This window comes from Buttiauxella izardii (assembly GCF_003601925.1).
Classification (GTDB): Bacteria; Pseudomonadota; Gammaproteobacteria; order Enterobacterales; family Enterobacteriaceae; genus Buttiauxella; species Buttiauxella izardii.
On the sequence record NZ_QZWH01000030.1, the window covers coordinates 24,720 to 50,885 of the forward strand.

The 26,166-nt window shown below is 50.0% G+C and carries 27 protein-coding genes and 2 rRNA genes; 10 read left to right on the forward strand and 19 right to left on the reverse strand.

Going from position 1 to position 26,166, the window contains the following annotated elements; all coding sequences use genetic code 11:
• Positions 1-52 precede the first annotated feature (52 nt).
• A complete protein-coding gene (yfhb, locus tag D6029_RS13960; protein ID WP_120065334.1) occupies positions 53-691 on the reverse strand; it encodes a phosphatidylglycerophosphatase C in 639 nt (212 codons plus the stop codon).
• A gap of 223 nt (positions 692-914) precedes the next feature.
• Between yfhb and D6029_RS13965 the strand changes: the two genes are divergently transcribed.
• Both D6029_RS13965 and D6029_RS13970 read left to right on the forward strand, forming a co-directional pair.
• Positions 915-1,763 (forward strand): MurR/RpiR family transcriptional regulator, encoded by an 849-nt coding sequence (locus tag D6029_RS13965; protein ID WP_120065335.1) that lies wholly within the window; start codon positions 915-917, stop codon positions 1,761-1,763.
• 55 nt (positions 1,764-1,818) lie between these two features.
• On the forward strand, positions 1,819-2,079 hold the full coding sequence (locus tag D6029_RS13970) for a YfhL family 4Fe-4S dicluster ferredoxin (protein WP_120065336.1): 261 nt from the start codon (positions 1,819-1,821) through the stop codon (positions 2,077-2,079).
• Here the strand turns inward: D6029_RS13970 and acpS are convergent.
• From acpS to D6029_RS22850, 12 genes are all read right to left on the reverse strand, one after another.
• A complete protein-coding gene (gene acpS / locus D6029_RS13975) occupies positions 2,076-2,456 on the reverse strand; it encodes a holo-ACP synthase (protein ID WP_120065337.1) in 381 nt (126 codons plus the stop codon). The genes D6029_RS13970 and acpS overlap by 4 nt on opposite strands.
• Positions 2,456-3,187 (reverse strand): pyridoxine 5'-phosphate synthase, encoded by a 732-nt coding sequence (pdxJ, locus tag D6029_RS13980; protein ID WP_120065338.1) that lies wholly within the window; start codon positions 3,185-3,187, stop codon positions 2,456-2,458. Before pdxJ ends, acpS begins: the two co-directional genes overlap by 1 nt.
• A 76-nt stretch (positions 3,188-3,263) precedes the next feature.
• Complete coding sequence (gene recO / locus D6029_RS13985; protein WP_120065339.1) at positions 3,264-4,001, reverse strand: DNA repair protein RecO; 738 nt, start codon at positions 3,999-4,001, stop codon at positions 3,264-3,266.
• Between the two features lie 4 nt (positions 4,002-4,005).
• A complete protein-coding gene (era, locus tag D6029_RS13990; protein ID WP_120065340.1) occupies positions 4,006-4,914 on the reverse strand; it encodes a GTPase Era in 909 nt (302 codons plus the stop codon).
• Positions 4,914-5,594: a ribonuclease III gene (rnc, locus tag D6029_RS13995; protein ID WP_064513123.1), complete on the reverse strand. Its 681-nt coding sequence runs from the start codon at positions 5,592-5,594 to the stop codon at positions 4,914-4,916. Before rnc ends, era begins: the two co-directional genes overlap by 1 nt.
• A 171-nt stretch (positions 5,595-5,765) precedes the next feature.
• Positions 5,766-6,740, reverse strand: coding sequence for a signal peptidase I (gene lepB, locus D6029_RS14000; protein ID WP_120065341.1), 975 nt, complete (start codon positions 6,738-6,740; stop codon positions 5,766-5,768).
• Between the two features lie 14 nt (positions 6,741-6,754).
• Entirely contained in the window at positions 6,755-8,554 is a 1,800-nt protein-coding gene (lepA, locus tag D6029_RS14005) for a translation elongation factor 4 (RefSeq protein WP_120065342.1), read from the reverse strand.
• A gap of 205 nt (positions 8,555-8,759) precedes the next feature.
• A complete protein-coding gene (gene rseC, locus D6029_RS14015) occupies positions 8,760-9,239 on the reverse strand; it encodes a SoxR-reducing system protein RseC (RefSeq protein ID WP_120065343.1) in 480 nt (159 codons plus the stop codon).
• Positions 9,236-10,192: a sigma-E factor regulatory protein RseB gene (gene rseB / locus D6029_RS14020; RefSeq protein WP_120065344.1), complete on the reverse strand. Its 957-nt coding sequence runs from the start codon at positions 10,190-10,192 to the stop codon at positions 9,236-9,238. The genes rseC and rseB overlap by 4 nt, the downstream gene beginning before the upstream one ends.
• Complete coding sequence (gene rseA, locus D6029_RS14025; RefSeq protein ID WP_120065345.1) at positions 10,192-10,839, reverse strand: anti-sigma-E factor RseA; 648 nt, start codon at positions 10,837-10,839, stop codon at positions 10,192-10,194. Before rseA ends, rseB begins: the two co-directional genes overlap by 1 nt.
• A 31-nt stretch (positions 10,840-10,870) precedes the next feature.
• A complete protein-coding gene (gene rpoE / locus D6029_RS14030) occupies positions 10,871-11,446 on the reverse strand; it encodes an RNA polymerase sigma factor RpoE (RefSeq protein WP_034497749.1) in 576 nt (191 codons plus the stop codon).
• A gap of 22 nt (positions 11,447-11,468) precedes the next feature.
• Complete coding sequence (locus D6029_RS22850; protein ID WP_370090880.1) at positions 11,469-11,525, reverse strand: hypothetical protein; 57 nt, start codon at positions 11,523-11,525, stop codon at positions 11,469-11,471.
• Positions 11,526-11,881: 356 nt separating this feature from the next.
• On the opposite strand from D6029_RS22850, the gene nadB reads away from it, so the two are divergent.
• Positions 11,882-13,498 carry an L-aspartate oxidase gene (gene nadB, locus D6029_RS14035; protein ID WP_120065359.1) on the forward strand — a complete coding sequence of 539 codons (1,617 nt, stop codon included), beginning with the start codon at positions 11,882-11,884 and terminating at the stop codon, positions 13,496-13,498.
• Here the strand turns inward: nadB and trmN are convergent.
• Positions 13,483-14,220, reverse strand: a complete 738-nt coding sequence (trmN, locus tag D6029_RS14040) for a tRNA(1)(Val) (adenine(37)-N(6))-methyltransferase TrmN (protein WP_120065346.1) — start codon at positions 14,218-14,220, stop codon at positions 13,483-13,485. The genes nadB and trmN overlap by 16 nt on opposite strands.
• A gap of 133 nt (positions 14,221-14,353) precedes the next feature.
• Here trmN and srmB point away from each other — a divergent pair, with 133 nt between their 5' ends.
• Positions 14,354-15,676 (forward strand): ATP-dependent RNA helicase SrmB, encoded by a 1,323-nt coding sequence (gene srmB, locus D6029_RS14045; RefSeq protein WP_120065347.1) that lies wholly within the window; start codon positions 14,354-14,356, stop codon positions 15,674-15,676.
• A gap of 159 nt (positions 15,677-15,835) precedes the next feature.
• On the opposite strand, the gene grcA is transcribed toward srmB, so the two are convergent.
• Positions 15,836-16,219, reverse strand: a complete 384-nt coding sequence (gene grcA, locus D6029_RS14050; protein WP_120065348.1) for an autonomous glycyl radical cofactor GrcA — start codon at positions 16,217-16,219, stop codon at positions 15,836-15,838.
• Positions 16,220-16,539: 320 nt separating this feature from the next.
• Between grcA and ung the strand changes: the two genes are divergently transcribed.
• On the forward strand, positions 16,540-17,220 hold the full coding sequence (gene ung / locus D6029_RS14060) for a uracil-DNA glycosylase (protein WP_120065350.1): 681 nt from the start codon (positions 16,540-16,542) through the stop codon (positions 17,218-17,220).
• Positions 17,221-17,273: 53 nt separating this feature from the next.
• On the opposite strand, the gene D6029_RS14065 is transcribed toward ung, so the two are convergent.
• Positions 17,274-18,335 carry a tRNA/rRNA methyltransferase gene (locus D6029_RS14065; protein ID WP_120065351.1) on the reverse strand — a complete coding sequence of 354 codons (1,062 nt, stop codon included), beginning with the start codon at positions 18,333-18,335 and terminating at the stop codon, positions 17,274-17,276.
• Between the two features lie 211 nt (positions 18,336-18,546).
• Here D6029_RS14065 and trxC point away from each other — a divergent pair, with 211 nt between their 5' ends.
• The 5 genes from trxC (at position 18,547) to D6029_RS14090 (ending at position 24,282) form a co-directional block, all read left to right on the forward strand.
• Positions 18,547-18,966 (forward strand): thioredoxin TrxC, encoded by a 420-nt coding sequence (gene trxC / locus D6029_RS14070; RefSeq protein WP_120065352.1) that lies wholly within the window; start codon positions 18,547-18,549, stop codon positions 18,964-18,966.
• A 72-nt stretch (positions 18,967-19,038) separates the two neighbouring features.
• Positions 19,039-19,740 (forward strand): tRNA-uridine aminocarboxypropyltransferase, encoded by a 702-nt coding sequence (locus tag D6029_RS14075; protein WP_120065353.1) that lies wholly within the window; start codon positions 19,039-19,041, stop codon positions 19,738-19,740.
• A 32-nt stretch (positions 19,741-19,772) separates the two neighbouring features.
• Positions 19,773-22,433, forward strand: coding sequence for a bifunctional acetate--CoA ligase family protein/GNAT family N-acetyltransferase (locus D6029_RS14080; RefSeq protein ID WP_120065354.1), 2,661 nt, complete (start codon positions 19,773-19,775; stop codon positions 22,431-22,433).
• Between the two features lie 114 nt (positions 22,434-22,547).
• Complete coding sequence (pssA, locus tag D6029_RS14085; RefSeq protein ID WP_120065355.1) at positions 22,548-23,903, forward strand: CDP-diacylglycerol--serine O-phosphatidyltransferase; 1,356 nt, start codon at positions 22,548-22,550, stop codon at positions 23,901-23,903.
• Positions 23,904-23,961: 58 nt separating this feature from the next.
• Positions 23,962-24,282, forward strand: coding sequence for a YfiM family lipoprotein (locus D6029_RS14090; RefSeq protein WP_120065356.1), 321 nt, complete (start codon positions 23,962-23,964; stop codon positions 24,280-24,282).
• Here D6029_RS14090 and D6029_RS14095 read toward each other — a convergent pair.
• From D6029_RS14095 to D6029_RS14105, 3 genes are all read right to left on the reverse strand, one after another.
• Positions 24,279-25,583 (reverse strand): MFS transporter, encoded by a 1,305-nt coding sequence (locus tag D6029_RS14095; RefSeq protein ID WP_120065357.1) that lies wholly within the window; start codon positions 25,581-25,583, stop codon positions 24,279-24,281. The genes D6029_RS14090 and D6029_RS14095 overlap by 4 nt on opposite strands.
• 213 nt (positions 25,584-25,796) lie before the next feature.
• Positions 25,797-25,912, reverse strand: a 5S ribosomal RNA gene (gene rrf, locus D6029_RS14100).
• 114 nt (positions 25,913-26,026) lie between these two features.
• Positions 26,027-26,166 (reverse strand): 23S ribosomal RNA (locus D6029_RS14105); the annotation flags it as partial.

Genomic DNA, 26,166 nt, shown 5'->3' on the forward strand with positions numbered 1-26,166 from the left:
GCTGTTTCGGGCGGCGCATTATACACACCCGCAACTCGAAGTATGAAGGGTATTACTCAAGCTGCTGCAATTGCCCAAGCGGTGTGACGCGCCAGCGGTGCTGGCAAAAATAGAGCAGCGGGTTATCCTGGTTGCTGTCGCTATAGCCGCTATAAAGCTGTAACGGCGTGCCAATTTTCTGTTCCAGTTGAGCCACTTTCTCATGACCCAGGCAGCGCATGGTCAGTACCCACCCACCGTGAGAGCGCTTAATCTGGCTGGCAATCAGCTTAACTTTTGGGAGCCACGGCGTATCGAAATAAACCTGCTGAACCAGCGGCTGCGGTGAGCCGGTGATTAACCAAACATCCGCATCGGAACTGGTCAGGTAATCCGTCAGCCGTTGCTGAACGACCGGGAAGGCAGTAACGCGCCCACGGAACCAGGTGACAAAGTCCGTTTCCAGTTGTTTGAGGCGCGTTTCGCTATGACCAAACGTCGCGCCCCACAGTAACAGGCTCATCGGCCAGCGCGCGGCACGTCCTTTAATCAGCAGCGCCCCTCCTATCACCGGCAAAAGCGGAATGACAAGTAACAGATTGAGGGGCAGATGGCGCAACAGGTAGCGCAAGAAGCTGCCGAACATGTCCTGCTGATGCAGCGTGCCATCTAAATCGAAAAATACTACCCGACGCTCACTCTGAGTGGTCAAACGTTTCTCCTCTGAATCGTTATTCAGTCAATAAGGGCTATCAGTAAGCCTAACAGATAGAACCTCACTTTTCCGGTTACGGACACTAACGTTTGTGCGCGTGGGGTTTGAATAATTAATTCCTTCAGGTTTGGTAATAATGGAATATACAATGAATTCAGGCGAGTGAATTTACGCTATTATTGAGCCGCCAGGGCAATTGACCCGGCACACTGGAGAGGAAATGAACTGTTTACTGCGAATCCGAAGCCGTTATTCCACCCTGGCACAGAGTGACCGTAAACTGGCCGATTTTCTGCTGGAACAACCCGATCACGCACGTCATTTAAGTTCGCAGCAGCTTGCAGCTGAAGCCGGGGTGAGTCAGTCAAGTGTGGTGAAGTTTTCCCAAAAGCTGGGTTTCAAAGGCTTCCCCGCCCTGAAACTGGCTATCAGCGAAGCGTTGGCAAGCGGCCAGGATCCACAATCGGTTCCGGTTCATAACCTGATTCTTGGGGATGACCCGCTGCGCCTGGTCGGTGAAAAGCTCATTAAAGACAATATGGCTGCGATGCATGCCACGCTTGATGTTAATAGCGAAGAAAAGCTGCTGGCGAGCGTGAATATGTTGCGTAGTGCGCGGCGAGTGCTGCTGGTTGGGATTGGCGCATCCGGCCTGGTTGCCAAGAACTTTGCCTGGAAGCTAATGAAAATTGGCATTAATGCGGTGGCAGAACAAGATATGCACGCCTTATTGGCAACCGCTCAGGCATCAAGCCCTGAGGATGTTCTGCTGGCGATTTCTTATTCTGGTGAACGACGTGAGATAAATCTTGCGGCGGATGAAACGCTGCGTACCGGCGCGAAAATCCTCGCCATTACCGGTTTTACTCCGAATGCGTTACAGCAACGCGCCACACTTTGCCTGTATACCATCGCCGAAGAACAAGCGACGCGAAGTGCGGCTATCTCTTCCACCAGCGCGCAAATGATGCTGACCGATTTGCTGTTTATGGCGTTGGTACAACGGGATCTGGAACGTGCGCCAGAGCGTATTCGCCATAGCGAAGCGCTGGTAAAAAAACTGGTTTGATCGAGGATTGGGCGTATAATGCCCGCCCTGTTTCTGTTGTTATCGAGATTTCCCCATGGCGCTACTTATCACTAAAAAATGTATCAACTGCGATATGTGCGAGCCGGAGTGCCCGAACGAGGCCATTTCCATGGGGGATAGCATTTATCAGATCAATACCGATCGCTGTACCGAGTGCGTCGGGCATTATGAAACGCCAACCTGCCAGAAAGTCTGCCCGATCCCAAACACGATTATCAGCGATCCGGCACATCAGGAAAACGAAGAGCAACTGTGGGATAAGTTTGTCCAGTTGCATCACGCCCACAAGCTTTAGCTCTCAATAATGACTGTTGCGCAAGCATAGTGGCGCTCATCAGCAAGCGTCACATGCACTGAACGCACACCTAATTTTTGCGCGACTCGCTCGGCCTCTTCCCAAAAACGTAATTGCGGTTTACCCAAAGGATCGTTAAACACTTCAAACTGGTTAAACGCCAGGCCGTTGCGAATCCCCGTTCCGAACGCCTTCGCCGCCGCTTCTTTTACTGCAAAACGTTTAGCCAAAAAGCGCACCGGTTGCTGGTGCGCCTGGTATTGCAGCCATTCATTGGCGCTGAGCACCCGCTTCGCCAGGCGGTCGCCCGAACGTGAGATAACCCCTTCAATTCGCGCTATCTCTACGATGTCAGTGCCCAGGCCAAGAATTGCCATTAGCTACGCGCTTCCTGCATCAGGCGTTTCATTTCTGCGACCGCTTCTTTCAAACCGCTCATTACCGCACGGCCAATAATCGCATGGCCGATATTCAGCTCGTGCATTTCCGGCAGACGCGCAATAGCTTTCACGTTGTGATAAGTCAGACCGTGCCCGGCGTTGACTTTCAGCCCTTTACCGGCGGCGTACGTTGCCGCTTCCGCAATGCGCGCCAGTTCTTTGGCCTGAGTCGCTTCGTCTTTTGCATCAGCGTAGCAACCCGTATGGATTTCGATATACGGCGCACCGACGGCCACGGCGGCATCAATTTGCGCGTGGTCAGCGTCGATAAACAGGGAAACCAGAATACCGGCATCCGCCAGGCGTTTGCAGGCGTCGCGCATTTTATCCAGCTGGCCTGCAACGTCGAGGCCGCCTTCAGTGGTCACTTCCTGACGCTTTTCCGGCACCAGGCAGCAGAAGTGAGGTTTGGTTTCGCAGGCAATACCGATCATCTCTTCGGTAACCGCCATTTCGAGGTTCATACGCGTGTCGAGGGTCTGGCGAAGAATGCGCACATCGCGATCGGTGATGTGGCGACGATCTTCACGCAGGTGAACCGTAATACCGTCTGCCCCTGCCTGCTCGCAAATGAATGCAGCCTGCACAGGATCGGGATATGCCGTGCCGCGTGCGTTACGCAGAGTGGCGATGTGATCGATGTTGACGCCTAACAGTAATTCAGACATGCCTTTCCTCGGGGTCAGAACGGTTTGAGTTCTGGCAGTTTACACCGTGAGAGGAAACCATGGCTACGGCCGTGCGTTATTGCAGGTCTTGAGGTGATTTGAGTGGTGGTTTTTTGGGCACAAACTGGCGGAACAATTCGCGGCTTTTGAGCGGTTTTCCACCCAGATAAGGTTTTAACGCCATGCGGGTAAAGCGTTTAGCGGCGCGTAAACTGACAACATCAGGAAATTCGCGGTTGGCGAGCGCTTTCAGTTCATGGCCGGTGAAAGTGCGATTATCCACCACCAGGCTGGCGATAAAACCTTTCTCTTCGCGATAACGGTACGTCATGGTGTCGCTGACTTCTTCACCGCTACCGGCACAATGCAGGAAATCCACGCCGTATCCCAAATGCCCAAGCAGTGCCAGTTCAAAACGACGCAATGCCGGTTCCGGTGAACCGTTGGTTCCCGCTAAAGCCTGAATACAATGGAGGTAATCGAAGAATAATTCAGAGAAACGCGTTTCATCTTCCAGCACGCGTGAAACCAGTTCATTCACGTACAGGCCGCTGTAAAGCGTAATACCACTTAAGGGAAGTGCCAGCGAGACAGCTTCGGCGCTACGTAGCGTTTTAACATCGCCACGTCCGCCCCAGCGAACCAGCAAGGGGGTAAAAGGTTGGAGGGTGCCTTTAAGGTTGGAGCGGCGAGAACGGGCGCCTTTCGCTAAAACTCGAACGCGCCCTGACTCTTCAGAAAAGAGGTCAAGCAGAAGGCTGGTTTCGCTCCAGGGGCGACTATGCAGGACAAAAGCCCGTTGCCAGCCTTCCATTTTATTACTTCAGATCGTCGGTATAGCCCAGGCTACGCAGTGCACGTTCGTCGTCTGCCCAACCGGATTTCACCTTCACCCACAGCTCCAGGTGAATTTTCGCTTCAAACATCTCTTCCATGTCTTTACGCGCTTCGATACCGATGGTTTTGATTTTGGCGCCCTTGTTTCCAATCACCATTTTCTTCTGGCCTTCACGTTCAACCAGAATCAAACCATTGATGTCATAACCGCCACGGGCGTTACTCACGAACTGTTCGATTTCCACGGTGACAGAATATGGCAGTTCCGCACCCAGGAAGCGCATCAGCTTTTCACGGATGATTTCGGAGGCCATGAAACGCTGTGAACGGTCAGTCACGTACTCTTCAGGGAAGTGATGAGTCGCTTCTGGCAGACGTTTACGCACGATGCTGGCGATAGTGTCGACGTTCATGCCGTGTTCAGCAGAAATAGGCACGATATCGAGGAAGTTCATCTGGCTGCCGAGGAATTGCAGATGCGGCAGCAGAATGCCTTTATCCTGCACATTATCGACTTTATTCACTGCCAGAATAACCGGCGCACGCGCGTCACGCAGTTTGTTGAGTACCATTTCGTCGTCGGCGGTCCACTTGGTCCCTTCAACAACGAAAATAACCAGTTCAACATCACCGATGGAGCTACTCGCCGCTTTGTTCATCAAGCGGTTGATCGCGCGTTTTTCTTCCATATGCAGCCCTGGGGTATCAACATAAATTGCCTGATACGGGCCTTCGGTATGGATACCCATAATGCGGTGACGCGTGGTCTGCGCTTTACGGGAAGTGATAGAGATTTTTTGCCCAAGCAACTGGTTTAGCAGCGTGGATTTGCCGACGTTCGGGCGACCAACGATGGCCACGAATCCGCAAAAGGTTTGTTCTTCGCTCATTATTCCAGCTCCAGCTTGATAAGCGCCTGCTCAGCTGCAGCCTGTTCCGCTTTACGGCGGCTTGAACCGGTACCTACTACCGGCTCAGGCAGGCCACTCACCTGACAGTGAATGGTAAATTCCTGATCGTGCGCTTCACCACGAACCTGCACCACCAAATAAGATGGCAGTGGCAAGTGGCGACCCTGCAAATACTCTTGCAGACGCGTCTTAGGGTCTTTTTGCTTATCGCCTGGGCTAATTTCATCCAGACGAGATTGGTACCAGGAAAGAATTAAACGCTCAACATTCTGGATATCGCTGTCGAGGAAAACGCCACCAATTAAGGCTTCTACGGTATCGGCCAGAATAGATTCGCGACGGAATCCGCCACTTTTCAACTCACCCGGGCCAAGGCGCAGACATTCACCTAACTCAAATTCACGGGCAATTTCTGCCAACGTATTTCCGCGTACCAGCGTCGCACGCATACGGCTCATATCACCTTCGTCTACACGAGGGAAACGATGGTAAAGCGCGTTTGCAATAACATAGCTAAGAATGGAGTCACCCAGAAATTCCAGACGCTCATTGTGTTTGCTGCTGGCACTGCGATGCGTTAATGCCTGCTGCAACAGATCCTGATGTACAAAAGTGTAGCCCAGCTTACGCTGCAGCCTATTTATTACGATGGGGTTCATGCGATACCAATTAATGAATGCGTCAATTATTCAGCACACGGAACAGACCTGAAAAAGAGAACCAACGCTGTTTCGTTTGCCGTGGCTCCTCAAAGAGGAGCCAACCTTAATACGGGGGGATATTCTATAGATAACGACGTGGAAAGTCGTTATCTGAATGGATTTAATTGATCAATGAATTCCGCCAATACGACTTAAACGAACACCCGTCGGCCATTCACCTTCTTGTTTCTCGAAACTCATCCAAATTGCGGTCGCTTTACCCACCAGATTCGCCTCAGGAACAAAGCCCCAATAACGGCTATCAGCGCTGTTATCGCGGTTATCACCCATCATGAAATAATGGCCCGGTGGCACAATCCAGGTCGCCAGTTGTTGCCCTGGTTGCTGGTAATACATCCCCAGTTGGTCCTGAGCAATTGGCACGGTCAGAATACGGTGAGTTACATCGCCCAGCGTCTCTTTACGTTCAGCCAGACGAATACCGTTTTCTTTGGTCTGGTCTTGCGGCAACTGGAAGAAACCCGAGTTCGCTTCACTGCCGTTACGACGTGCAAACGTCTGCACAAAATCACTTGGTGCTACATTGCTGTAGGTGATTGGCAACGCGTTATCACATGCCTGACCGGAACTGCAATTTGGCTGAATTGTGACTTCTTTGGCAACAGGATCGTAACTGACGCGATCGCCCGGTAAACCAACGGCGCGCTTGATGTAATCAAGACGTGGATCTTGTGGATATTTGAACACCACAATATCGCCGCGTTTCGGATGGCCGGTTTCGATGAGCGTATTCTGGTAAATAGGATCTTTAATGCCATAGGCAAATTTCTCTACCAGAATAAAATCGCCGATTAATAACGTTGGCATCATTGAACCCGACGGGATCTGGAACGGCTCATAAACAAATGAACGCACGATCAAGACAATCGCGAGCACCGGGAATACGGATGCCCCCGTTTCTAACCAACCTGGTTTCGGTCCCACTTTTTTCAGCGTTTTGCTATCAAGCGCATCACCAGTGGCAGCTTGCGCTGCCAACTGTTTTTCACGGCGCTTTGGCGCAAAGATGAATTTATCGATGCACCATAAAATGCCCGTTACCAGCGTCGCTATCACGAGGATTAGCGCAAACATATTCGCCATGCCAACTCCTTAATTTATTTGCTGTCTTTGCCGACATGCAGAATGGCAAGGAACGCTTCCTGAGGCAGTTCGACGTTACCGACTTGCTTCATACGCTTCTTACCGTCTTTCTGTTTCTGCAACAGCTTTTTCTTACGGCTAACATCGCCGCCGTAGCATTTTGCCAGAACGTTTTTACGCAATTGTTTAACGGTAGAACGCGCAATAATGTGTGCGCCGATAGCCGCCTGAATCGCAATATCAAATTGCTGACGCGGGATCAGTTCTTGCATTTTCTCAACCAGTTGGCGGCCACGGAACTGCGAGTTGCCACGGTGAGTAATCAATGCCAGAGCATCAACACGATCGCCGTTAATCAGAACATCAACACGCACCATGTCTGACGCCTGGAAACGTTTGAAGTTATAGTCCAGCGACGCATAACCACGGGAGGTCGATTTCAGACGGTCGAAGAAGTCGAGCACCACTTCAGCCATTGGAATTTCATAAGTCAGCGCAACCTGGTTACCGTGGTAAACCATGTTGGTCTGCACACCACGTTTTTCGATACACAGAGTGATCACGCTGCCCAGATATTCCTGAGGCATCAGCATGTGGCATTCGGCAATCGGCTCACGCAGTTCCGTGATGTTATTCAGTGCTGGCAGCTTCGATGGGCTATCAACATAAATCGTTTCGCCGGTGGTGGTTTCCACTTCGTAAACTACGGTTGGCGCAGTGGTGATCAGATCCAGATCGTATTCACGTTCCAGACGTTCCTGGATGATTTCCATGTGCAGCAGACCAAGGAAGCCACAGCGGAAGCCAAAGCCTAACGCGGTTGAACTTTCTGGTTCAAAGAACAGGGAGGCATCGTTCAGGCTCAGTTTGCCCAACGCATCACGGAAATTTTCGTAGTCGTCAGAGCTAACCGGGAACAGGCCCGCATAAACCTGCGGCTTCACTTTTTTAAAGCCTGGCAAGGCTTTATCTGCCGGGTTACGTGAAAGCGTCAAGGTATCGCCAACTGGCGCGCCGAGGATGTCTTTGATTGCACAGACCAACCAGCCTACTTCACCGCAGCCCAGCACATCACGATCAACACGTTTCGGTGTGAAGATGCCCAGACGGTCAGCGTTATAAACCTGGCCGGTACTCATCACCTTGATTTTGTCGCCTTTTCTCATGGTGCCGTTTTTGATACGGACCAGAGAGACAACACCGAGGTAGTTATCGAACCAGGAGTCGATGATCAGCGCTTGTAATGGCGCTTCCGGATCACCTTCTGGACCTGGAATATCGCGTACCAGACGTTCAAGAACATCCGTTACGCCAAAACCGGTTTTCGCCGAGCAACGTACGGCATCAGCCGCGTCGATGCCAACGATATCTTCAATTTCCTGCGCTGCACGTTCAGGATCGGCTGCTGGCAGGTCAATTTTGTTCAGAACTGGAACCACTTCCAGATCCATTTCCATGGCGGTGTAGCAGTTTGCCAGGGTCTGAGCTTCAACGCCCTGCCCGGCATCAACCACCAGCAACGCACCTTCACACGCCGCAAGGGAGCGGGAAACTTCATAAGAGAAGTCAACGTGGCCAGGGGTGTCGATAAAGTTCAAGTGATAAGTTTCGCCATCACTTGCTTTGTAATCCAGGGTAACGCTTTGCGCTTTGATGGTAATTCCACGTTCACGCTCCAGATCCATAGAGTCAAGAACCTGGGCTTCCATTTCACGATCGGACAGGCCGCCGCAAATTTGGATAATACGGTCAGACAGCGTCGATTTGCCGTGGTCGATGTGGGCAATAATAGAAAAGTTACGTATATTCTTCATAGTTAGAGGTTTTTATGCCTTACAAATCCGGGAAAGCTCGGCGCTACGCGCTGTACAGAGCATGATGTCAATGGCTGTCTTTTGCCTGAAACGCCGCATTCTACACTACAACCAGAAAGCGAGGAAACAGGTCATCATGCAAGCTTAGCTGAGTGATGAAAAGCCGAAGGAATGAGTGTCGAACAGATAGCGGGTATTGGAGGCTTCAAGGGTTGTCCGTAGAGGTCACGGTTTCGACTCTGAGCGCATCTGGCGGCAGGGCCACGCTGAGAATAACAGGCTGCCAGTTTTCACGACGGCTGAGTTTTAAAGAGAACCCGCGCGCGATCAGAAAACCACCCACACCTCCCAGCAACGCACCACATATCGCAGCTAAGTTTGTACCAAACATCGCCTGGAAAAGAGCCGAGACAATAAACAAACCCACCAGTGGCGACATGTAAACCAGCAATGCCGAACCTAGCAGGCTGCCTTCAGCAATACCCAATTCGACTTTTTGACCGGCCACCAGCGGAGTATCGCAGGCAACCGATAAGGTGTGGCTGGTTTGCGGGCCAAGCTTATTGAGGATGCGACTGCCGCAGCCCGCGCGTGAAGCGCAGCTACTGCAAGATGCCTTCACATCGCAGCTCAACAACGCTTCACCCTGACTCCAGGAGACGACGGTTGCCCACTCTTTGATCATTGCCCGTTCCTGAATTTGATGCTGTCGGCGATACGTTTTGCCGTTTGCGGCGGGAGTTCACCAACAATCGTGATTTCTGTTTTATCACGAATTTCAGAACTTACGGTGCGGCGCCCGGTACGCAGAATCTGGTCGGTGCTATTACTTGCAGCACGACTAATATTTACCGAGAAGCTAAATAAACCATCGGAATACAGACGGGATTCGATAGGCACATCAACAGTCGGCAACGGACGGCGGCTACTGGAGACTTCGCTAAAACCTTGCGGCAACCAGGTCGGTGCCCAGGTAAAGTTGATTTTTTCAGCACCAGGAACTGACAGTAATGGCGGCAAACTCGCCTTTGACAGGCTTTGCATCATGCCATTGGCTTCTTTGCTGACGTTGAAGGAGATCACGCGGAATTGTTCCAGCGTTTCGCCATCGCGATCCAGCAAATCTACCCGCAGCGGTAATTTGGTTTCTGAGTCCATCCACACCATATAGCTGTAACGCGTACCGTCTCGTGCCACCACGCGAATCACTTCGCATAAGCGATCGGCAATACGAGTGCGTCCGACAGAAATGAAGTCGTAATATGGCGTTAAGCGTTTGAAATCGGTGTAGACGATTGATGGAAGCGAATCAACGATGTAATCACCGGTGAGCGTAAACGGCTCAAGCCCAGGTTCAAAGTAGCTGATTTCACTGCCACGCTGGACAACTTCCCGGCGAGGTCCATCCATCTGAAGCAATTGAGCAAGCGGACGATTATCAAGCCTTGCATGGCGATAGCGTAAAGATTCTATGCCTTGCTTATTAATGCTGATAAATGCCAACTCATAATTGAGTGACTGACTTGCCTGGTTCATTTGCTGCAACAATGCCCCGGACGAAACAGTGTCCGCCGAGGCATTTGAGCTGAACAACAGGCTGCTTGTCATAAGAGACAGTGCATACCAAAGTTGCTTCATTACTGCGATTGAGTTCCTAAAGTTTGGTTTCCTGGCACTTGTACCGCAGCTTGCTGGGTTTGTGCCTGTTCAAACTGGAGTTGCTCGGCGTGTAAACGACGCTGCAATTCGTAATCTTGCAACATGGCATTGATACGTCGACGCTGTTCCTGTACCTGCTGCTGACCCGTACTGGCTGTGCTATCAGACGGCACACCTAAACTTACCGGACTCGCTTTACCCATCATAGGCAAAGTGTTAAACACCGGAGCTTCAGGTTGAGCAGGGTTGTCAGACTGGCCATTATAGTGCTGCACACCAACGATTACTGCAAGCGATACGCATGCAGCAACGCCCATTTGGGTCAGTTGGCTTGCCCACGGACGCACCTTGTTCCAGAACGACATTTTCTGCCATTGCTCTGGTTTTGGTTGCTGTTCAGTAATGAGTGGCGTGACATGACGCACTGGCTCATTTTCAATCGCTGCCATGACATTGGCTGCAATATCAAAATGAAGTAATTCACTGGTATCGCCGCGCATTGTATCGCGGATTAGGTGGTAGCTCTCCCAGCTTTGCTGCATTGATTCGTCTTTCGACAAAATGCTTAGCAGCTCGCTATCCAGAGTTTCCCCATCCATTAAAGCGGAAAGCTGTTCTTTCTGCATGCCTAATTACCCTTCCAGTAACCCGCTATCGTCAACGCCTGATAAGCGGTTGAACTTTATTATCAATAGCTTCCCGTGCACGGAAAATACGCGAACGCACTGTCCCTACCGGGCAATCCATGATGGCGGCTATTTCTTCATAGCTCAAACCATCCAACTCCCGCAACGTAATTGCCATACGTAAATCTTCCGGAAGTGACTCAATAGTACGGAAAACTATTTGTCTCAGTTCTTCAGACAACATTAAGTTCTCAGGGTTCGATATTTCTTTCAATGCGCTGCCACTTTCGTAGTTTTCCGCATCAATTGCGTCCACATCGCTTGATGGAGGACGACGTCCCTGAGCAACCAGATAATTTTTTGCCGTGTTGACCGCGATGCGGTACAACCATGTGTAAAACGCGCTATCGCCACGGAATGAATCCAGCGCACGATAAGCTTTAATGAAAGACTCCTGCACCACATCAGGGACATCCCCTGAAGGTACATAGCGGGAAACCAGACTCGCCACTTTATGCTGATAACGAATTACCAGTAAATTGAATGACTTCTGATCTCCCTTCTGGACCCGTTCGACGAGGACCTGATCCGTTAACTGCTCGCTCATCCGAGGTAATGTCTCCCCAAACCTATTTCCACGCGTAATTGAAAAGCCAACCGAACTCTGCATATATGAGCAAGTTCACGGTTGGAACGCTCGAATTGAGCAAAGTTCCCTTACGCCTTTGTTTTCCTGATCTGTTCCACGAATTATCTCTTCTTGATTATAAGTTTCATGGCACAAATGGTGGCACCTTTTTTATCCTAAAAGGCGATCGCTAAACTGCATGCAGAGTATCGCATGAATCATGATTTTTCATCAGAAAATCTGCCACTAACGCCGCCCTGACTACAATTATGGTCTCTTCAGCACATAATTCAGATGAAACTGGCATCTCCGCCACCTCTTGTTTAGTTCATATAACACAACTTTAAAAAAAGCGTGTTGCAGCCCACATCGGGTGATATGCTGGCCCAACCATTGTTTAGTAAATTAAACACGATGAACGCAAATTCCGAACTCACTTGTGATGTATTAATCGTCGGTAGCGGAGCTGCTGGCCTATCTCTTGCTTTACGGCTTGCCGAAAACTGCAAAGTTATTGTTCTGAGTAAAGGGCCAATTAACGAAGGCTCTACCTTATATGCTCAGGGCGGCATTGCCGCTGTGTTTGATGAAACGGACAGCATCGACTCACATGTAGAAGATACTCTCATTGCAGGCGCTGGAATTTGTGACCGTGACGCGGTGGAGTTTGTCGCCAGTAACGCACGTCATTGCGTGCAGTGGCTGATTGATCAAGGCGTATTATTTGATACCGAAGTTCAGGCGAATGGTGCTGAAAGCTACCATTTGACTCGCGAAGGCGGGCATAGCCATCGTCGAATTCTTCATGCGGCAGATGCGACGGGTAAAGAAGTAGAAACCACGCTGGTCGGCAAAGCATTGAGCCATCCGAATATTCGTGTTATCGAGCGCAGTAATGCGGTCGATTTGATTGTTTCTGACAAAATCGGTTTGCCAGGCACTCGCCGCGTAGTCGGTGCGTGGATTTGGAACCGTAATCGCGAAAAAGTAGAAACTTGTCGTGCGAAATCCGTGGTACTGGCCACCGGCGGCGCATCAAAAGTTTATCAATATACAACCAATCCAGATATTTCCTCCGGCGATGGCATTGCCATGGCCTGGCGAGCGGGTTGTCGCGTTGCTAACCTCGAATTTAATCAGTTCCACCCTACCGCTTTGTTCCATCCGCAAGCGCGCAACTTCCTGCTGACCGAAGCATTACGCGGGGAAGGTGCGTATCTCAAACGCCCGGATGGCTCACGGTTCATGCCTGATTTTGATGAACGTGGCGAGCTTGCTCCGCGAGATATCGTGGCACGCGCTATCGATCATGAAATGAAACGCCTGGGTGCGGATTGCATGTACCTGGATATCAGCCACAAGCCGGAAGAGTTTGTGCGCCACCACTTCCCGACTATTTATGAAAAATTGATGGGGTTGGGTATCGATCTCACTAAAGAGCCGGTTCCGATTGTGCCAGCTGCGCACTATACCTGCGGCGGCGTGATGGTCGATGAAAATGGTCGCACCGATGTTGATGGACTCTATGCAATTGGTGAAGTCACTTATACCGGTCTGCATGGCGCAAACCGCATGGCCTCTAACTCGCTGTTAGAATGCCTGGTTTATGGCTGGTCTGCCGCGGAAGACATTATCAAGCGTATGCCATATGCCCGTATTTCCAGAAAGTTACCGGAGTGGGATGACAGCCGCGTCGACAACCCAGATGAACAAGTTGTGATTCAACATAACTGGCATGAACTGCGCCTGTTTATGTGGGATTACGTTGGGATTGTGCGCTCAACGCGCCGTCTGGAACGCGCATTACGGCGGATTACGATGTTGCAGCAGGAAATCGACGAGTACTACGCAAACTTCCGCGTGTCGAACAACCTGCTGGAACTGCGCAACCTTGTGCAGGTTGCCGAGTTAATCGTGAGCTGCGCGATGATGCGCAAAGAAAGCCGGGGTCTGCATTACACGCTGGACTACCCGGATTTGGCTGAAAACTCCGGGCCAAGCATTCTTTCGCCGCTCTACATAAATAAGTAGAAATCCTGGGTCAGGCTGCAATAACCTTCGGAATATTGTTGGTCTGGCCCACGAATCGTTAATCGCTCGGTAAAATACTCACCGTCTGTCGGTGATAGCGCCAACATCACCCGATGTGGCAAACGCGTTTCATTGTCTGCAATATCGTTACGGTAACGAACAAACCATCCCTGTGCTTTTGCCAGTTCAGTAAACGCGGTTCCCGACGTTTCAGGCATGATCACACAGAAAAAACCATCTTCTGTAATCAGTTGCGCGGCGCTGCTTAACAAAGCGCTGTGATCAAGCGTTGTGGTGTAGCGAGCCTGAGCACGTTCAAGTGACGCACAGTCACTTCCCTGCGAGAAGAACGGCGGGTTACTGACAATGAGTGAGTAGCGTTGCGTAGCTTGTTGCGCCCACTCGCGAATATCCGCGCAATGAACGGTTATGCGTGAAGCCCACTTGCATCCAGCAGCGTTTTCTGCGGCCTGCTCAGCCGCAACAGGGTCAAGCTCCACAGCATCAATAGTGACGCTATCAGGCGTGCGTTGCGCCAGCATTAACGCCAGCAAACCACTCCCGGTACCGATATCCAATACGTTTTTCACATTTGCCACAGGCACCCACGCGCCCAGCAACGTGCCATCAGTACCAACTTTCATTGCGCATCTGTCGTGCGCGACAAAGAATTGTTTAAAGGTGAATCCATCACGACGCAATACTGCTCTTTGACTGCACATCTTAGCTACCCTGTAGAGAAACGGGTGTAGCATAGGGGAAACTTGCTGCCAGGAAAAGCGCCAGTTATCCACACAAACAGATGAAGATCGCAGCCATAACGTCTATAATCGGCGCCCTACATAGAGGAAGACCATGACTGTAACCACTTTTTCCGAACTGGAACTTGACGAGAGCTTGTTGCTCGCGCTCCAGGACAAGGGCTTTACCCGCCCGACAGCTATTCAGGCTGCCGCCATTCCACCTGCACTTGAAGGGCGTGATGTCCTCGGTTCCGCACCAACCGGTACCGGTAAAACAGCCGCTTATTTGCTGCCTGTGTTACAGCATTTGGTCGATTTCCCGCGTAAAAAATCTGGCCCGCCACGTGTTTTGATCGTCACGCCAACGCGTGAATTAGCAATGCAAGTGGCCGATCACGCTCGTGAACTGGCAAAACATACTCATCTTGATATCGCAACCATCACTGGTGGCGTGGCTTATATGAACCACGCTGAAGTGTTCAGCGAAAATCAGGATATCGTCGTGGCAACGACGGGCCGCCTGCTGCAATACATCAAAGAAGAAAACTTTGATTGCCGTGCGGTTGAGACACTGATTCTTGATGAAGCCGATCGCATGTTGGATCTGGGCTTTGCGCAGGATATCGAAACCATTGCGGCTGAAACTCGCTGGCGCAAACAAACTATGTTGTTCTCTGCAACGCTTGAAGGCGATGCCATTAAGAACTTCGCAGAGCGTTTGTTAGAAGATCCAGTTGAAGTTTCTGCAACGTCTTCAACTCGCGAGCGCAAGAAGATCCACCAGTGGTACTACCGTGCCGACAACGTTGAGCATAAAACTGCCCTGCTGGTGCATTTGCTGAACCAACCGGATACCACGCGTTCAATCGTCTTTGTGCGTAAGCGCGATCGTGTGCATGAGCTGGTTGCGTGGCTTCGTGAAGCGGGAATTAACACCTGTTATCTCGAAGGCGAAATGGTGCAGATGAAACGCACCGAAGCTATCAAGCGTTTGACTGATGGCCGCGTGAACGTTCTGATTGCGACCGATGTTGCCGCGCGTGGGATTGATATTCCAGAAGTCAGCCACGTGTTTAACTTCGATATGCCGCGTACTGCTGATACCTATCTGCACCGTATCGGACGTACTGGCCGTGCTGGCCTCAAAGGCACTGCGATTTCTCTGGTTGAAGCGCATGACCATTTGCTGCTCGGCAAAGTCACTCGCTATATGAAAGAACCAATGAAATCTCGCGTGATTGATGAGCTGCGCCCAACGACCCGCGCACCAAGTGAGAAACTCACTGGCAAGCCGTCGAAGAAAGTGCTCGCTAAGCGTGAAGAGAAGAAAAAAGACGAGAAAGAGAAACCGCGTGTGAAAGTTCGTCTGCGCGATAAGAAGAATGTCGGTAAACGCCGTAAACCAAGCAGCGCGAAAACCGAGTCAGCTGAATAATTCATCAGCCACTATGAAAACCGTCTCAAATGAGGCGGTTTTTTTATGCTTTGAGCTTGGGTTTTAACGCTTTCATAACACTTACTGAATCAAACCCATAAAAAAAGCCGGAGGCAGATGCCACCGGCTTTTTGTACTTTCGGGATTACAGCTTATAAATTACAGGCTTGCTGTGAAAGTACGAGCAATAACGTCACGCTGCTGTTCAGCAGTCAGTGAGTTGAAACGCACTGCATAGCCGGACACACGAATAGTCAGCTGTGGGTATTTTTCTGGGTGTTTAACAGCATCTTCCAGAGTTTCACGACGCAGAACGTTCACGTTCAGGTGCTGACCACCTTCTACACGAACTTCAGGTTTTGCTTCCACACCGATTTCACGATATTCAATTTCGCCCAGTTTGCTTACTGGAACAATTTCGTCTTCTGCGAAATCTGCTTTAGCACAGACACAACGCGCTTCACCTTTCTCGCTGTCCAGCAGCCAGATAGAGTTCAGGAGTGAATCATTTGCAGCTTTAGTAATTTGGATACCAGTAATCATTTTATTTCTCCCTATGGGCTAATTTTGTGATTCTATTTCGGGCCATAAACTGGCTCATTGGTAAAACCATTGTTGCGTTACTGATCTTTATACTAGCCAAACTGGCTTCAAACTTTGATTTAAATCAATTAAATCCATGCCATCAATGTGCCTATGATATCATTTATTTGTTTTACATCAACTTAGCGCAGCCAGCTAAAATTAAAAATTATGTAAATTTTCAACTTTTTTTAGGTTTGAGTCTCATCATCAACTCATCCATTTTGTTTAAGAGAAAGAAGCCGTTAAGCTAGTCACATTCCAAATCGCAGGAGAGCGAGATGACTAACGCACTCACCTGGCACGATGTGCTGGCTCAAGAAAAGCAACAACCCTATTTCATTAATACGCTGACAACCGTTGCTGAACGGCGCGCTGCTGGCGTCACGGTGTATCCTCCGCAGAAAGACGTGTTCAATGCGTTCAGATTTACCGAGCTGGCTGATGTGAAAGTGGTCATCCTTGGGCAAGATCCCTATCACGGCCCGGGACAGGCACACGGATTGGCATTCTCTGTTCTGCCTGGTGTTGCAGTGCCACCTTCTTTAAAGAATATGTATAAAGAGTTGCAGAGTGACATTGCCGATTTTGTGCAACCCAACCACGGCTATCTGGAGAGTTGGGCGCGTCAGGGCGTGCTGTTACTCAACACGGTACTCACTGTCGAGGCGGGTAACGCGCACTCACATGCAAAATTAGGTTGGGAGACATTCACCGATAAAGTGATTGCGCTAATTAACGAACACTGCGAAGGCGTCGTCTTTTTGCTGTGGGGATCGCATGCGCAGAAGAAAGGAAGCTTTATTGACCGCAACCGCCACCACGTATTGCAGGCACCTCATCCTTCGCCTCTCTCAGCACATCGCGGTTTTCTCGGCTGCGGGCACTTCTCTAAAACCAATCAGTATCTGACTGAACGAAGCCAAGCCGCCATTGACTGGATGCCCGTTTTACCAGAATAAAGAGACAAAAAAGCCAGCTTTCGCTGGCTCTTTAAAGCGTTCACTCACAAGCATTACGCTTTGTTCTGACGCCACCATTCAGCCAACAACACACCGGTTGCCACTGAAACGTTCAGGCTTTCAACATTCCCGGTGCCGTTAATAGCAACGCTCATGTCAGCACTTTCAAATGTCGCATCAGAAACGCCTTCACGCTCTTGCCCTAATACCAGAACCATTTTCTTAGGCAGCTCAGCTTTAAACAGCGGAGTCCCTTTGTGGCTTGATGTTGTGACAATTGCATATCCAGCTTTGCGGAATTGCTCCAGACCTTCGTTGAAAGTCTCACCGCTGATCGCTTCAACGTGTTCCGCGCCGCCTTCGGCAGTACGAACTGCAGCGCCGGACTCCAGCATTGCTGCGTCTTCCACCAGCAAACCTTTCACACCGAAGTGTGCACAGCTGCGCATAATGCCGCCGAGGTTGTGCGGGTTAGCTACGTTTTCCAACGCCAGAACACAATCTTCATCACCCGCTTTAGATAACCAGCTATCAACGGTGATACCGCGACGTTTTTTAATGATGAAGCAAACGCCACCGTGGTGTTCAGTACCAGATGCTTTAACGAGTTCCGCATCATCAACCACATGGTAGGCTTTACGGTTTGCCGCCATCCAACGCAGTGCTTCTTTAAAACGTGGGGTTACGCTCTGGATAAACCAGGCGCGAACGATGCAATCAGGACGGCTCAGGAACAGAGCCTGACAAGCGTTCTCACCGTATACACGCGTTTCTTCCGCACGCTGGCGGCGGATGATTTCTGGGTCAACAATAGGTCTGCCATTGGCACCCATTTGTTCGCCCGCTTCAAATGTTTCTTCTCTTGGTGGCCGTGAAACGGTACGCCACGGGTTATCCCCGCGATCGTCACGATCGTCGCTACGATTGCGATCGCGCCCTGCGCCAGGTTTATCATCGCGACGTGGACCACGACGGCCCTCACCACGTGACGCTGCTGCCGGACGCCCACCACCTTTACCTGTGCGCGGGTTTTGGCTGCGTTTTTCGCTGTCATCGTCACCGCGGACATACATCACTTTGACCTTGCCGCTTTTACCTTTAAATTCGTCGTTCATGCTTTTCTCCACCTGGCTGAGCGCGTGGCGCGCAGATTACCCGATGTGGCACTGGTTAGCCATTAACTTTGCTCGAAAGCCAATAACTATTGTATTCATCGAATAAATCACTTGGCTGGCAGTTAATTAATCGCCGATAATATTTAACATACAAGAAACATTGTTTGTGAATATCGTCATTGTTGGACGATACATCCTTAAGAGGTTAGTTATGAATACCGTTTGTGCCGCCTGCCAGGCCATAAATCGCATTCCCGAAGAACGTATTGACGACGGTGCCAAATGTGGTCGTTGTGGTCATGAACTGTTTGACGGTGAGGTCATCAATGCCACCAGCCAAACGCTCGATAAATTGCTGCAAGACGACTTGCCGGTTGTTGTCGATTTTTGGGCGCCATGGTGCGGCCCTTGTGTAAACTTCGCGCCAATATTCGAAGACGTGGCCGAAGAGCGCAGCGGCAAAGTCCGTTTCGTCAAAGTGAATACTGAGGCAGAACCTGAGCTGAGCGCTCGTTTCCGTATCCGCAGCATTCCAACCATTATGGTGTTTAAAAAAGGTGAAATGGTCGACATGCTCAACGGCGCGATGCCAAAAGCTCCGTTTGATAGCTGGTTAAACGAAAACATCTAAGTTCACGGACACGTTTAATGTGCCTGGTGAAATCATCTACGTTAGAATGGCGTTTTTAAGCTTGTTTATCTGATGACTGAAAACGCCGTCTTACGTCTTCGCGCTGAACGCCTGGCGCGTGCAACTCGTCCCTTTCTTGCTCGTGGTAATCGCATACGCCGTTGCCAGCGTTGCCTGCTGCCGCTAAAACAGTGCCTGTGCGAAACACTCCAACCCCAGAATGCACGCAGCCGTTTTTGCCTGGTGATGTTCGATACAGAACCCATGAAGCCAAGCAATACCGGGCGATTAATTGCTGATATTTTGCCGGATACTGAAGCCTTTCAGTGGTCACGGACCGAACCACCGCAGGCTCTGATCGATTTAGTCAGCTCCCCGGATTACCAACCGATGGTGGTTTTCCCCGCATCTTATGCAAGTGAAGGCCGCGAAGTGCTAACGACTCCGCCAAAATCAGGCAAGCCTCCACTGTTCATTATGCTTGATGGCACATGGACCGAAGCACGCAAGATGTTCCGCAAAAGCCCCTACCTCGATAGTCTGCCGGTGATTTCAGTCGATTTGAGTATTGTTTCGGCCTATCGCCTGCGTGTTCCTCATGCTGACGGGCAATATTGCACCGCTGAAGTCGCTGCGGCATTGCTCGCACTGGCAGATGATGAACAAGCAGCCCTTGGCCTGACCGAACATTTCACGCTGTTTCGTGAGCGGTATCTGGCAGGCAAACCTCATCATCAATCCAGCATCACAGCAGTGGAACCAGAAAGCGTTTAAACTCACTGAGTTAATTCTCAGGAGAGAGAGCTATGAGTCAACGTGGGCTGGAGGCGTTACTGCGCCCCAAATCAATAGCGGTAATCGGAGCTTCTGCAAAAACAGACCGCGCAGGTTATTTAATGATGCGCAATCTTCTGGCTGGCGGTTTTAATGGCCCGGTAATGCCTGTGACGCCGAGCCATAAAGCGGTTTGCGGCGTGTTGGCCTGGCCAGATATTCCAAGCCTTCCCTTTGCGCCCGATCTCGCTGTCATCTGCACTCACTCAAAACGTAACCTGGAATTATTGCAATCGCTTGGTGAGAAAGGCTGCAAAGCCTGCATTATTCTCTCGGCTCCCCCTGAGCAATTACCTGATTTATTGGCCTGCGCTGCACAGTGGCAAATACGTTTACTTGGGCCAAACAGCCTGGGTTTACTTGCTCCGTGGCAGGGCCTCAATGCGAGCTTCTCACCGGTTCCCATCCAAAAAGGTAAATTGGCTTTCATCTCGCAATCAGCCGCCGTTTCCAACACCATTCTGGACTGGGCGCAGCAACGTGAAATGGGCTTCTCATGGTTCATCGCGCTGGGCGATAGCCTTGATATTGACGTTGATGAATTGCTTGATTACCTGGCTCGCGATACTAAAACCAGCGCCATTTTGCTTTATCTCGAACATTTGAGCGATGCACGCCGTTTTGTGTCTGCGGCACGTAGTGCTTCACGTAACAAACCCATTCTGGTGATTAAAAGCGGCCGCAGTGCCAGAGCGCAAGAACTGCTGAAAACACATACTGGCCTTGATGCTGCCTGGGATGCCGCAATTCAGCGTGCAGGCTTGTTACGGGTTCAGGACACGCATGAGTTATTTTCGGCAGTAGAAACGTTAAGCCATATGCGACCGCTTCGCGGCGAGCGTTTAATGATTATCAGCAATGGTGCCGCTCCAGCCGCACTGGCGTTGGACGAATTGTGGTTACGTAATGGCAAGCTGGCAACGTTGAATGACGAAATCCTCGGCAAGTTGAAAAGTGCTCTACCCGTCAGTGTTGAGAGTGGTAATCCATTAGATTTACGTGATGACGCGACTCCTGAACGTTATCTTCGCGCCGTGGAGATCTTGCTTGATAGCCAGGATTTTGATGCGCTGATGATTATCCATGCGCCGAGTGCTGCGGCTCCAGGTACTGAAAGCGCTACCGCGCTGATCGACTTAATCCGCAAACATCCGCGTGGGAAATACATCACTTTAATCACCAACTGGTGCGGTGAGTTTTCGTCTCAGGAAGCCAGGCGGTTATTCAGTGATGCCAGCATACCCACCTATCGAACGCCTGAAGGTGCGGTTACCGCTTTTATGCACATGGTGGAATATCGTCGAAATCAAAAACAACTGCGTGAAACACCCGCGTTGCCTGCCAATCTGAAAGCAAATGCCAGTGAGGCACACCAACTTATCCAGCAAGCGTTGAATGAAGGTGCGACCTCTCTCGACACTCATGAAGTCCGCCCTATTTTGCAAGCATATGGATTAAATACTCTGCCAACCTGGATTGCTGGCGATAGCGCAGAAGCGGTGCATATTGCTGAACAAATTGGTTATCCCGTTGCGCTGAAGTTGCGTTCTCCAGATATCCCTCATAAGTCTGAAGTTCAGGGCGTCATGCTCTATTTGCGAACCGCCGCAGAGGTTCAGCAAGCCGCTGATGCCATTGTTGACCGTGTAAAGATGGCCTGGCCGCAAGCTCGTATCCACGGGCTTTTAGTACAAAGCATGGCAAATCGCGCTGGTGCTCAGGAACTAAGGATCGTGGTTGAACATGATCCCGTGTTTGGACCATTGATTATGTTGGGCGAAGGCGGCGTTGAGTGGCGACCCGATCAGCAAGCGGTTGTCGCATTACCTCCGTTGAATATGAACCTCGCTCGCTATCTGGTTATCCAGGCGATTAAAAGTGGTAAAATTCGTGGGCGCAGCGCATTACGCCCTCTGGACGTTCCTGGTATCAGTCAGATTCTGGTTCAGGTTTCAAACCTGATAGTCGATTGCCCGGAAATCCGCCGCCTGGATATTCACCCGCTTCTCGCTTCTGGAAATGAATTCACATTGCTGGATGTCACATTGCAACTCGGTGAATTCGAGGGCGACCCGGAAACACGGCTGGCTATCCGCCCTTATCCATATCAGCTTGAAGAAAATGTGGTGCTCAAGAATGGCGAACAGTGCCTGTTTCGCCCGATCCTTCCGGAAGATGAACCGCTGCTCCAACAGTTTATTTCCCTGGTGACCAAAGAAGATCTTTATTACCGCTATTTCAGTGAGATCAACGAATTTACCCATGAAGACTTAGCCAACATGACCCAGATCGACTACGATCGAGAAATGGCTTTCGTTGCTGTCCGGCAACAAAATGGCGCTAATGAGATCATCGGCGTAACGCGAGCAATCTCCGATCCCGATAACATTGATGCTGAATTTGCCGTGTTGGTACGTTCAGATTTAAAAGGACTGGGATTAGGCCGTCGACTGCTGGAAAAGCTTATCGTCTATACGGGCGAACATGGGCTTCAACGTCTGAACGGTATTACGATGCCAAATAATCGTGGCATGGTCTCATTGGCTCGAAAACTGGGATTCGATGTCGATATACAACTCGAAGATGGCATTGTCAGCCTGACTCTTCCATTGATAAAAAGCATGGATTCGTGAGTAAGGTACTGGAAAACTTACTCACTTTGCGGGTCAGTAGTGGTATTATCAGCAGGTTCTGACGTCTGGATTTTGCAGAAGGCCATCCAATGAATAGAGAAGATACGCACTGTGATGTTGTCTAAATTTAAACGCAATAAACATCAACAACACCTTGCCCAATTGCCGAAGCTTTCTCAGTCAGTTGATGATGTAGAGACCCTTTTCTCCCCAGCGGATTTCCGTGAAGTCCTGCTGCAAAAAATTGCTGGTGCAACTCGCCGCATTTGTATTGTTGCTCTGTATCTTGAGCAAGATGATGCGGGTCAAGCAGTGTTAGCGGCCCTTTACCAGGCAAAAGAGCAACGCCCGGAAATCGAAGTGACCATTCTGGTTGACTGGCACCGTGCGCAGCGTGGCCGAATTGGAGCCGCTGCGACTAACACGAACGCCGACTGGTATCATCGCATGTCCGAGGAACATCCCGGTGTCGATATCCCGGTTCACGGCGTGCCAGTGAATACTCGAGAAGCGTTGGGCGTTCTGCACTTCAAAGGTTTTATCGTTGATGATTGCGTGATTTATAGCGGTGCTAGTGTGAATGATGTCTATCTGCATCAGCATGATAAATATCGTTATGACCGTTATCAGGTTATCTGTAACCCGCAGCTTTCCGACATTATGTATAAGTGGATGCAGGAAAATCTGGTGCGCGGACGCGCGGTACATCGCCTCGATAGACAGCACAGACCAAAAAGCCCTGAGATTAAAAACGATATTCGTTTATTCCGCCAGGAATTGCGGGACGCGAGTTTCCATTTTCAGGGAAATGCCGATAACGAGCAGCTTGCCGTTACGCCTTTAGTCGGCCTGGGCAAAACGAGTTTGCTCAATAAAACTATCTATCATTTGATGCCGTGCACCGAGCAAAAGCTTGTTATCTGCACGCCTTATTTCAACCTTCCGGCGGTGCTGGTACGTAATATTATCCAGCTGCTTCGTGAAGGTAAGCAGGTCGAAATTATCGTCGGTGACAAAACGGCGAATGATTTTTATATTCCAGAAGATCAGCCATTTAAGATAATCGGCGCGTTACCTTATCTCTATGAAATAAACCTTCGCCGCTTCCTTAGCCGTTTACAATATTACGTTAATAGCGGGCAATTAATTGTGCGCTTGTGGAAAGATGAAGATAACAGTTACCACCTGAAAGGTATGTGGGTTGATGACGAGTGGATGTTGCTGACGGGGAATAACCTGAACCCAAGAGCATGGCGGTTGGATCTGGAGAATGCGATTCTGATTCATGATCCGAAGCATGAGCTCACGACACAACGCGATCATGAACTGGAATTGATCCGCACTCATACGACTGTCGTTCAACACTATCGTGATTTGCAGAGTATTGCGGAATATCCCGTAAAAGTGCGTAAGCTCATTCGCCGCCTGCGCCGAATCCGTATCGACCGGTTAATCAGCCGTATTCTGTAGTTCATCGCTATACTGATAAACCCTGCTTGCAGGGTTTTTTATCGTCAGAGGATAGTGAATGTTCCGTTTCTTACTCCCATCTGTATTCCTACTCAGCGGCTGTAGCCATATGGCGCAAGACCAATGGCACGGGCAAGATAAAGCTCAGCACTTTATCGCCTCGGCAATTCTATCCGCTGCAGGGAATGAATATGGACACCATCAGAACTGGAGCGATTCCCGTAGCGCAAACTTTGGATTCTTATTTTCCGTAAGTCTTGGTGCGACGAAAGAGCTTTGGGATAGCCGCGAGGCTGGGAGCGGTTGGAGTTGGAAAGATTTCACGTGGGATGTAGCCGGTGCTGCCACCGGCTATGCAATATGGCAGTTAGCGAATTAGAGTTTTATTCCCTTCCCTTTACGATGCAGTAGTAACGACACCAGGAATGCCAGGGCTCCCATTCCGGAAACATACCAGAAAAATGCCGTCTCCATTCCTACGGATTTGAGGGACAGCGCGACGTATTCTGCGGAACCACCAAACAGCGCATTTGCGACTGCATAAGATAAACCAACACCTAAAGCCCGGACTTCAGGCGGGAACATTTCAGCCTTCAAAATTCCACTAATCGATGTATAAAAACTGACGATCAGCATTGCGAAAATGACAAGGCCAAATGCCGCGTAGGGAGAGGTGACGTTTTGTAAGGCGGTAAGAATTGGTACGGTCATTATCGTCGCTAATCCACCAAAGCAGAGCATTGAATTGCGACGGCCAATCTTATCTGATAACGCCCCAAAGAAAGGTTGTACCAACATAAATATAAACAATGCGAAGGTCATTAATGCGCTGGCAGTATTTGCATGCATCCCGGCAGTGTTAACCAAATACTTTTGCATATAAGTCGTGAAGGTATAAAAACTTAACGAACCACCGGCAGTAAAACCGAGAACCATAATAAAAGCACGGCGATTTTTCCAAAGCCCGCCCAATGTCCCGGCATCTTTATGTTCCCGAGTCGCTTTGTCTGAGGTTTCATCTAACGAGCGGCGCAGATACAGTGCGACCACAGCCAGCACAGCTCCAAGCGCAAACGGAATTCGCCATCCCCATTCACGTAGCTCGCCCTCACTGAGAACCTGTTGTAGCACAACGACAACTAAAAGCGCTAACAGTTGCCCGCCAATAAGCGTTACATACTGAAAGGAAGCATAAAATCCCTTTCGGCCTTCTACCGCAACTTCACTCATATATGTGGCACTGGTTCCATATTCACCTCCGACAGACAATCCCTGAAATAAGCGAGCCAGTAAAAGTAGCGCCGGAGCCCAGGTACCAATCGTTGAGTAACCGGGTAAACAGGCGATAACTAAAGAACCAAAGCACATCATACAAACCGATATTAGCATTGAATTTTTGCGGCCATGTTTATCGGCAATATAGCCAAATAACCAGCCACCAATTGGGCGCATTAAGAAACCAGCGGCAAATACACCTGCCGTTTGTAGAAGCTGAGTGGTGCTATTACCTGAAGGGAAAAATATGTGTGCGAAATAAAGCGAACAGAATGAGTAGACGTAGAAATCAAACCACTCAACCAAATTCCCTGACGATGCCCCTACAATTGCCCAAATACGACGGCGTGTATCTGAACCTGTAAGTGCTGCTTTATCCTGATGTGTTGTTGCTATTTCAGTCATTTTATTTTCTCCTGTCTTCCTGAATAGGCAAAGGCCCAAAGATCCAGTAAAGCAGGAGATAAAACAGATGCGACTCAGAGTTATCTGTTTCAATGTAGTTACTTAAAAAATTGTGAGCAAGCTAATCTTTTGGAGTGTATCGCGAGGAAATTTCACAAATCGCAGACAGCAAAAAGCCCTGTACGTCAGTACAGGGCTTTCCACTTATTTGGAGCCTGGCAGTTCCCTACTCTCGCATGGGGAGACCCCACACTACCATCGGCGCTACGGCGTTTCACTTCTGAGTTCGGCATGGGGTCAGGTGGGACCACCGCGCTAGTGCCGCCAGGCATATTCTGTTTCATCAACCGTCACAGTCTTATCTGTAACCATTAACTTAAAATCTCGGTTCAAGCTGAAAATCAAATATCTTAGTCTCTCAACCAAAACACCTTCGGTGTTGTAAGGTTAAGCCTCACGGTTCATTAGTACTGGTTAGCTCAACGTATCGCTACGCTTACACACCCAGCCTATCAACGTCGTAGTCTTCAACGTTCCTTCAGGACTCTCAAGGAGTCAGGGAGAACTCATCTCGGGGCAAGTT

What these genes read in the sequence shown, in the direction of transcription:
- D6029_RS13965 (WP_120065335.1), top strand. Translation starts at nt 915, where the DNA reads ATGAACTGTTTACTGCGAATCCGAAGCCGTTATTCCACCCTGGCACAG.
- D6029_RS13970 (WP_120065336.1), top strand. Translation starts at nt 1,819, where the DNA reads ATGGCGCTACTTATCACTAAAAAATGTATCAACTGCGATATGTGCGAG.
- acpS (WP_120065337.1), bottom strand. Translation starts at nt 2,456, where the DNA reads ATGGCAATTCTTGGCCTGGGCACTGACATCGTAGAGATAGCGCGAATT.
- pdxJ (WP_120065338.1), bottom strand. Translation starts at nt 3,187, where the DNA reads ATGTCTGAATTACTGTTAGGCGTCAACATCGATCACATCGCCACTCTG.
- recO (WP_120065339.1), bottom strand. Translation starts at nt 4,001, where the DNA reads ATGGAAGGCTGGCAACGGGCTTTTGTCCTGCATAGTCGCCCCTGGAGC.
- era (WP_120065340.1), bottom strand. Translation starts at nt 4,914, where the DNA reads ATGAGCGAAGAACAAACCTTTTGCGGATTCGTGGCCATCGTTGGTCGC.
- rnc (WP_064513123.1), bottom strand. Translation starts at nt 5,594, where the DNA reads ATGAACCCCATCGTAATAAATAGGCTGCAGCGTAAGCTGGGCTACACT.
- lepB (WP_120065341.1), bottom strand. Translation starts at nt 6,740, where the DNA reads ATGGCGAATATGTTTGCGCTAATCCTCGTGATAGCGACGCTGGTAACG.
- lepA (WP_120065342.1), bottom strand. Translation starts at nt 8,554, where the DNA reads ATGAAGAATATACGTAACTTTTCTATTATTGCCCACATCGACCACGGC.
- rseC (WP_120065343.1), bottom strand. Translation starts at nt 9,239, where the DNA reads ATGATCAAAGAGTGGGCAACCGTCGTCTCCTGGAGTCAGGGTGAAGCG.
- rseB (WP_120065344.1), bottom strand. Translation starts at nt 10,192, where the DNA reads ATGAAGCAACTTTGGTATGCACTGTCTCTTATGACAAGCAGCCTGTTG.
- rseA (WP_120065345.1), bottom strand. Translation starts at nt 10,839, where the DNA reads ATGCAGAAAGAACAGCTTTCCGCTTTAATGGATGGGGAAACTCTGGAT.
- rpoE (WP_034497749.1), bottom strand. Translation starts at nt 11,446, where the DNA reads ATGAGCGAGCAGTTAACGGATCAGGTCCTCGTCGAACGGGTCCAGAAG.
- nadB (WP_120065359.1), top strand. Translation starts at nt 11,882, where the DNA reads ATGAACGCAAATTCCGAACTCACTTGTGATGTATTAATCGTCGGTAGC.
- trmN (WP_120065346.1), bottom strand. Translation starts at nt 14,220, where the DNA reads ATGTGCAGTCAAAGAGCAGTATTGCGTCGTGATGGATTCACCTTTAAA.
- srmB (WP_120065347.1), top strand. Translation starts at nt 14,354, where the DNA reads ATGACTGTAACCACTTTTTCCGAACTGGAACTTGACGAGAGCTTGTTG.
- grcA (WP_120065348.1), bottom strand. Translation starts at nt 16,219, where the DNA reads ATGATTACTGGTATCCAAATTACTAAAGCTGCAAATGATTCACTCCTG.
- ung (WP_120065350.1), top strand. Translation starts at nt 16,540, where the DNA reads ATGACTAACGCACTCACCTGGCACGATGTGCTGGCTCAAGAAAAGCAA.
- D6029_RS14065 (WP_120065351.1), bottom strand. Translation starts at nt 18,335, where the DNA reads ATGAACGACGAATTTAAAGGTAAAAGCGGCAAGGTCAAAGTGATGTAT.
- trxC (WP_120065352.1), top strand. Translation starts at nt 18,547, where the DNA reads ATGAATACCGTTTGTGCCGCCTGCCAGGCCATAAATCGCATTCCCGAA.
- D6029_RS14075 (WP_120065353.1), top strand. Translation starts at nt 19,039, where the DNA reads ATGACTGAAAACGCCGTCTTACGTCTTCGCGCTGAACGCCTGGCGCGT.
- D6029_RS14080 (WP_120065354.1), top strand. Translation starts at nt 19,773, where the DNA reads ATGAGTCAACGTGGGCTGGAGGCGTTACTGCGCCCCAAATCAATAGCG.
- pssA (WP_120065355.1), top strand. Translation starts at nt 22,548, where the DNA reads ATGTTGTCTAAATTTAAACGCAATAAACATCAACAACACCTTGCCCAA.
- D6029_RS14090 (WP_120065356.1), top strand. Translation starts at nt 23,962, where the DNA reads ATGTTCCGTTTCTTACTCCCATCTGTATTCCTACTCAGCGGCTGTAGC.
- D6029_RS14095 (WP_120065357.1), bottom strand. Translation starts at nt 25,583, where the DNA reads ATGACTGAAATAGCAACAACACATCAGGATAAAGCAGCACTTACAGGT.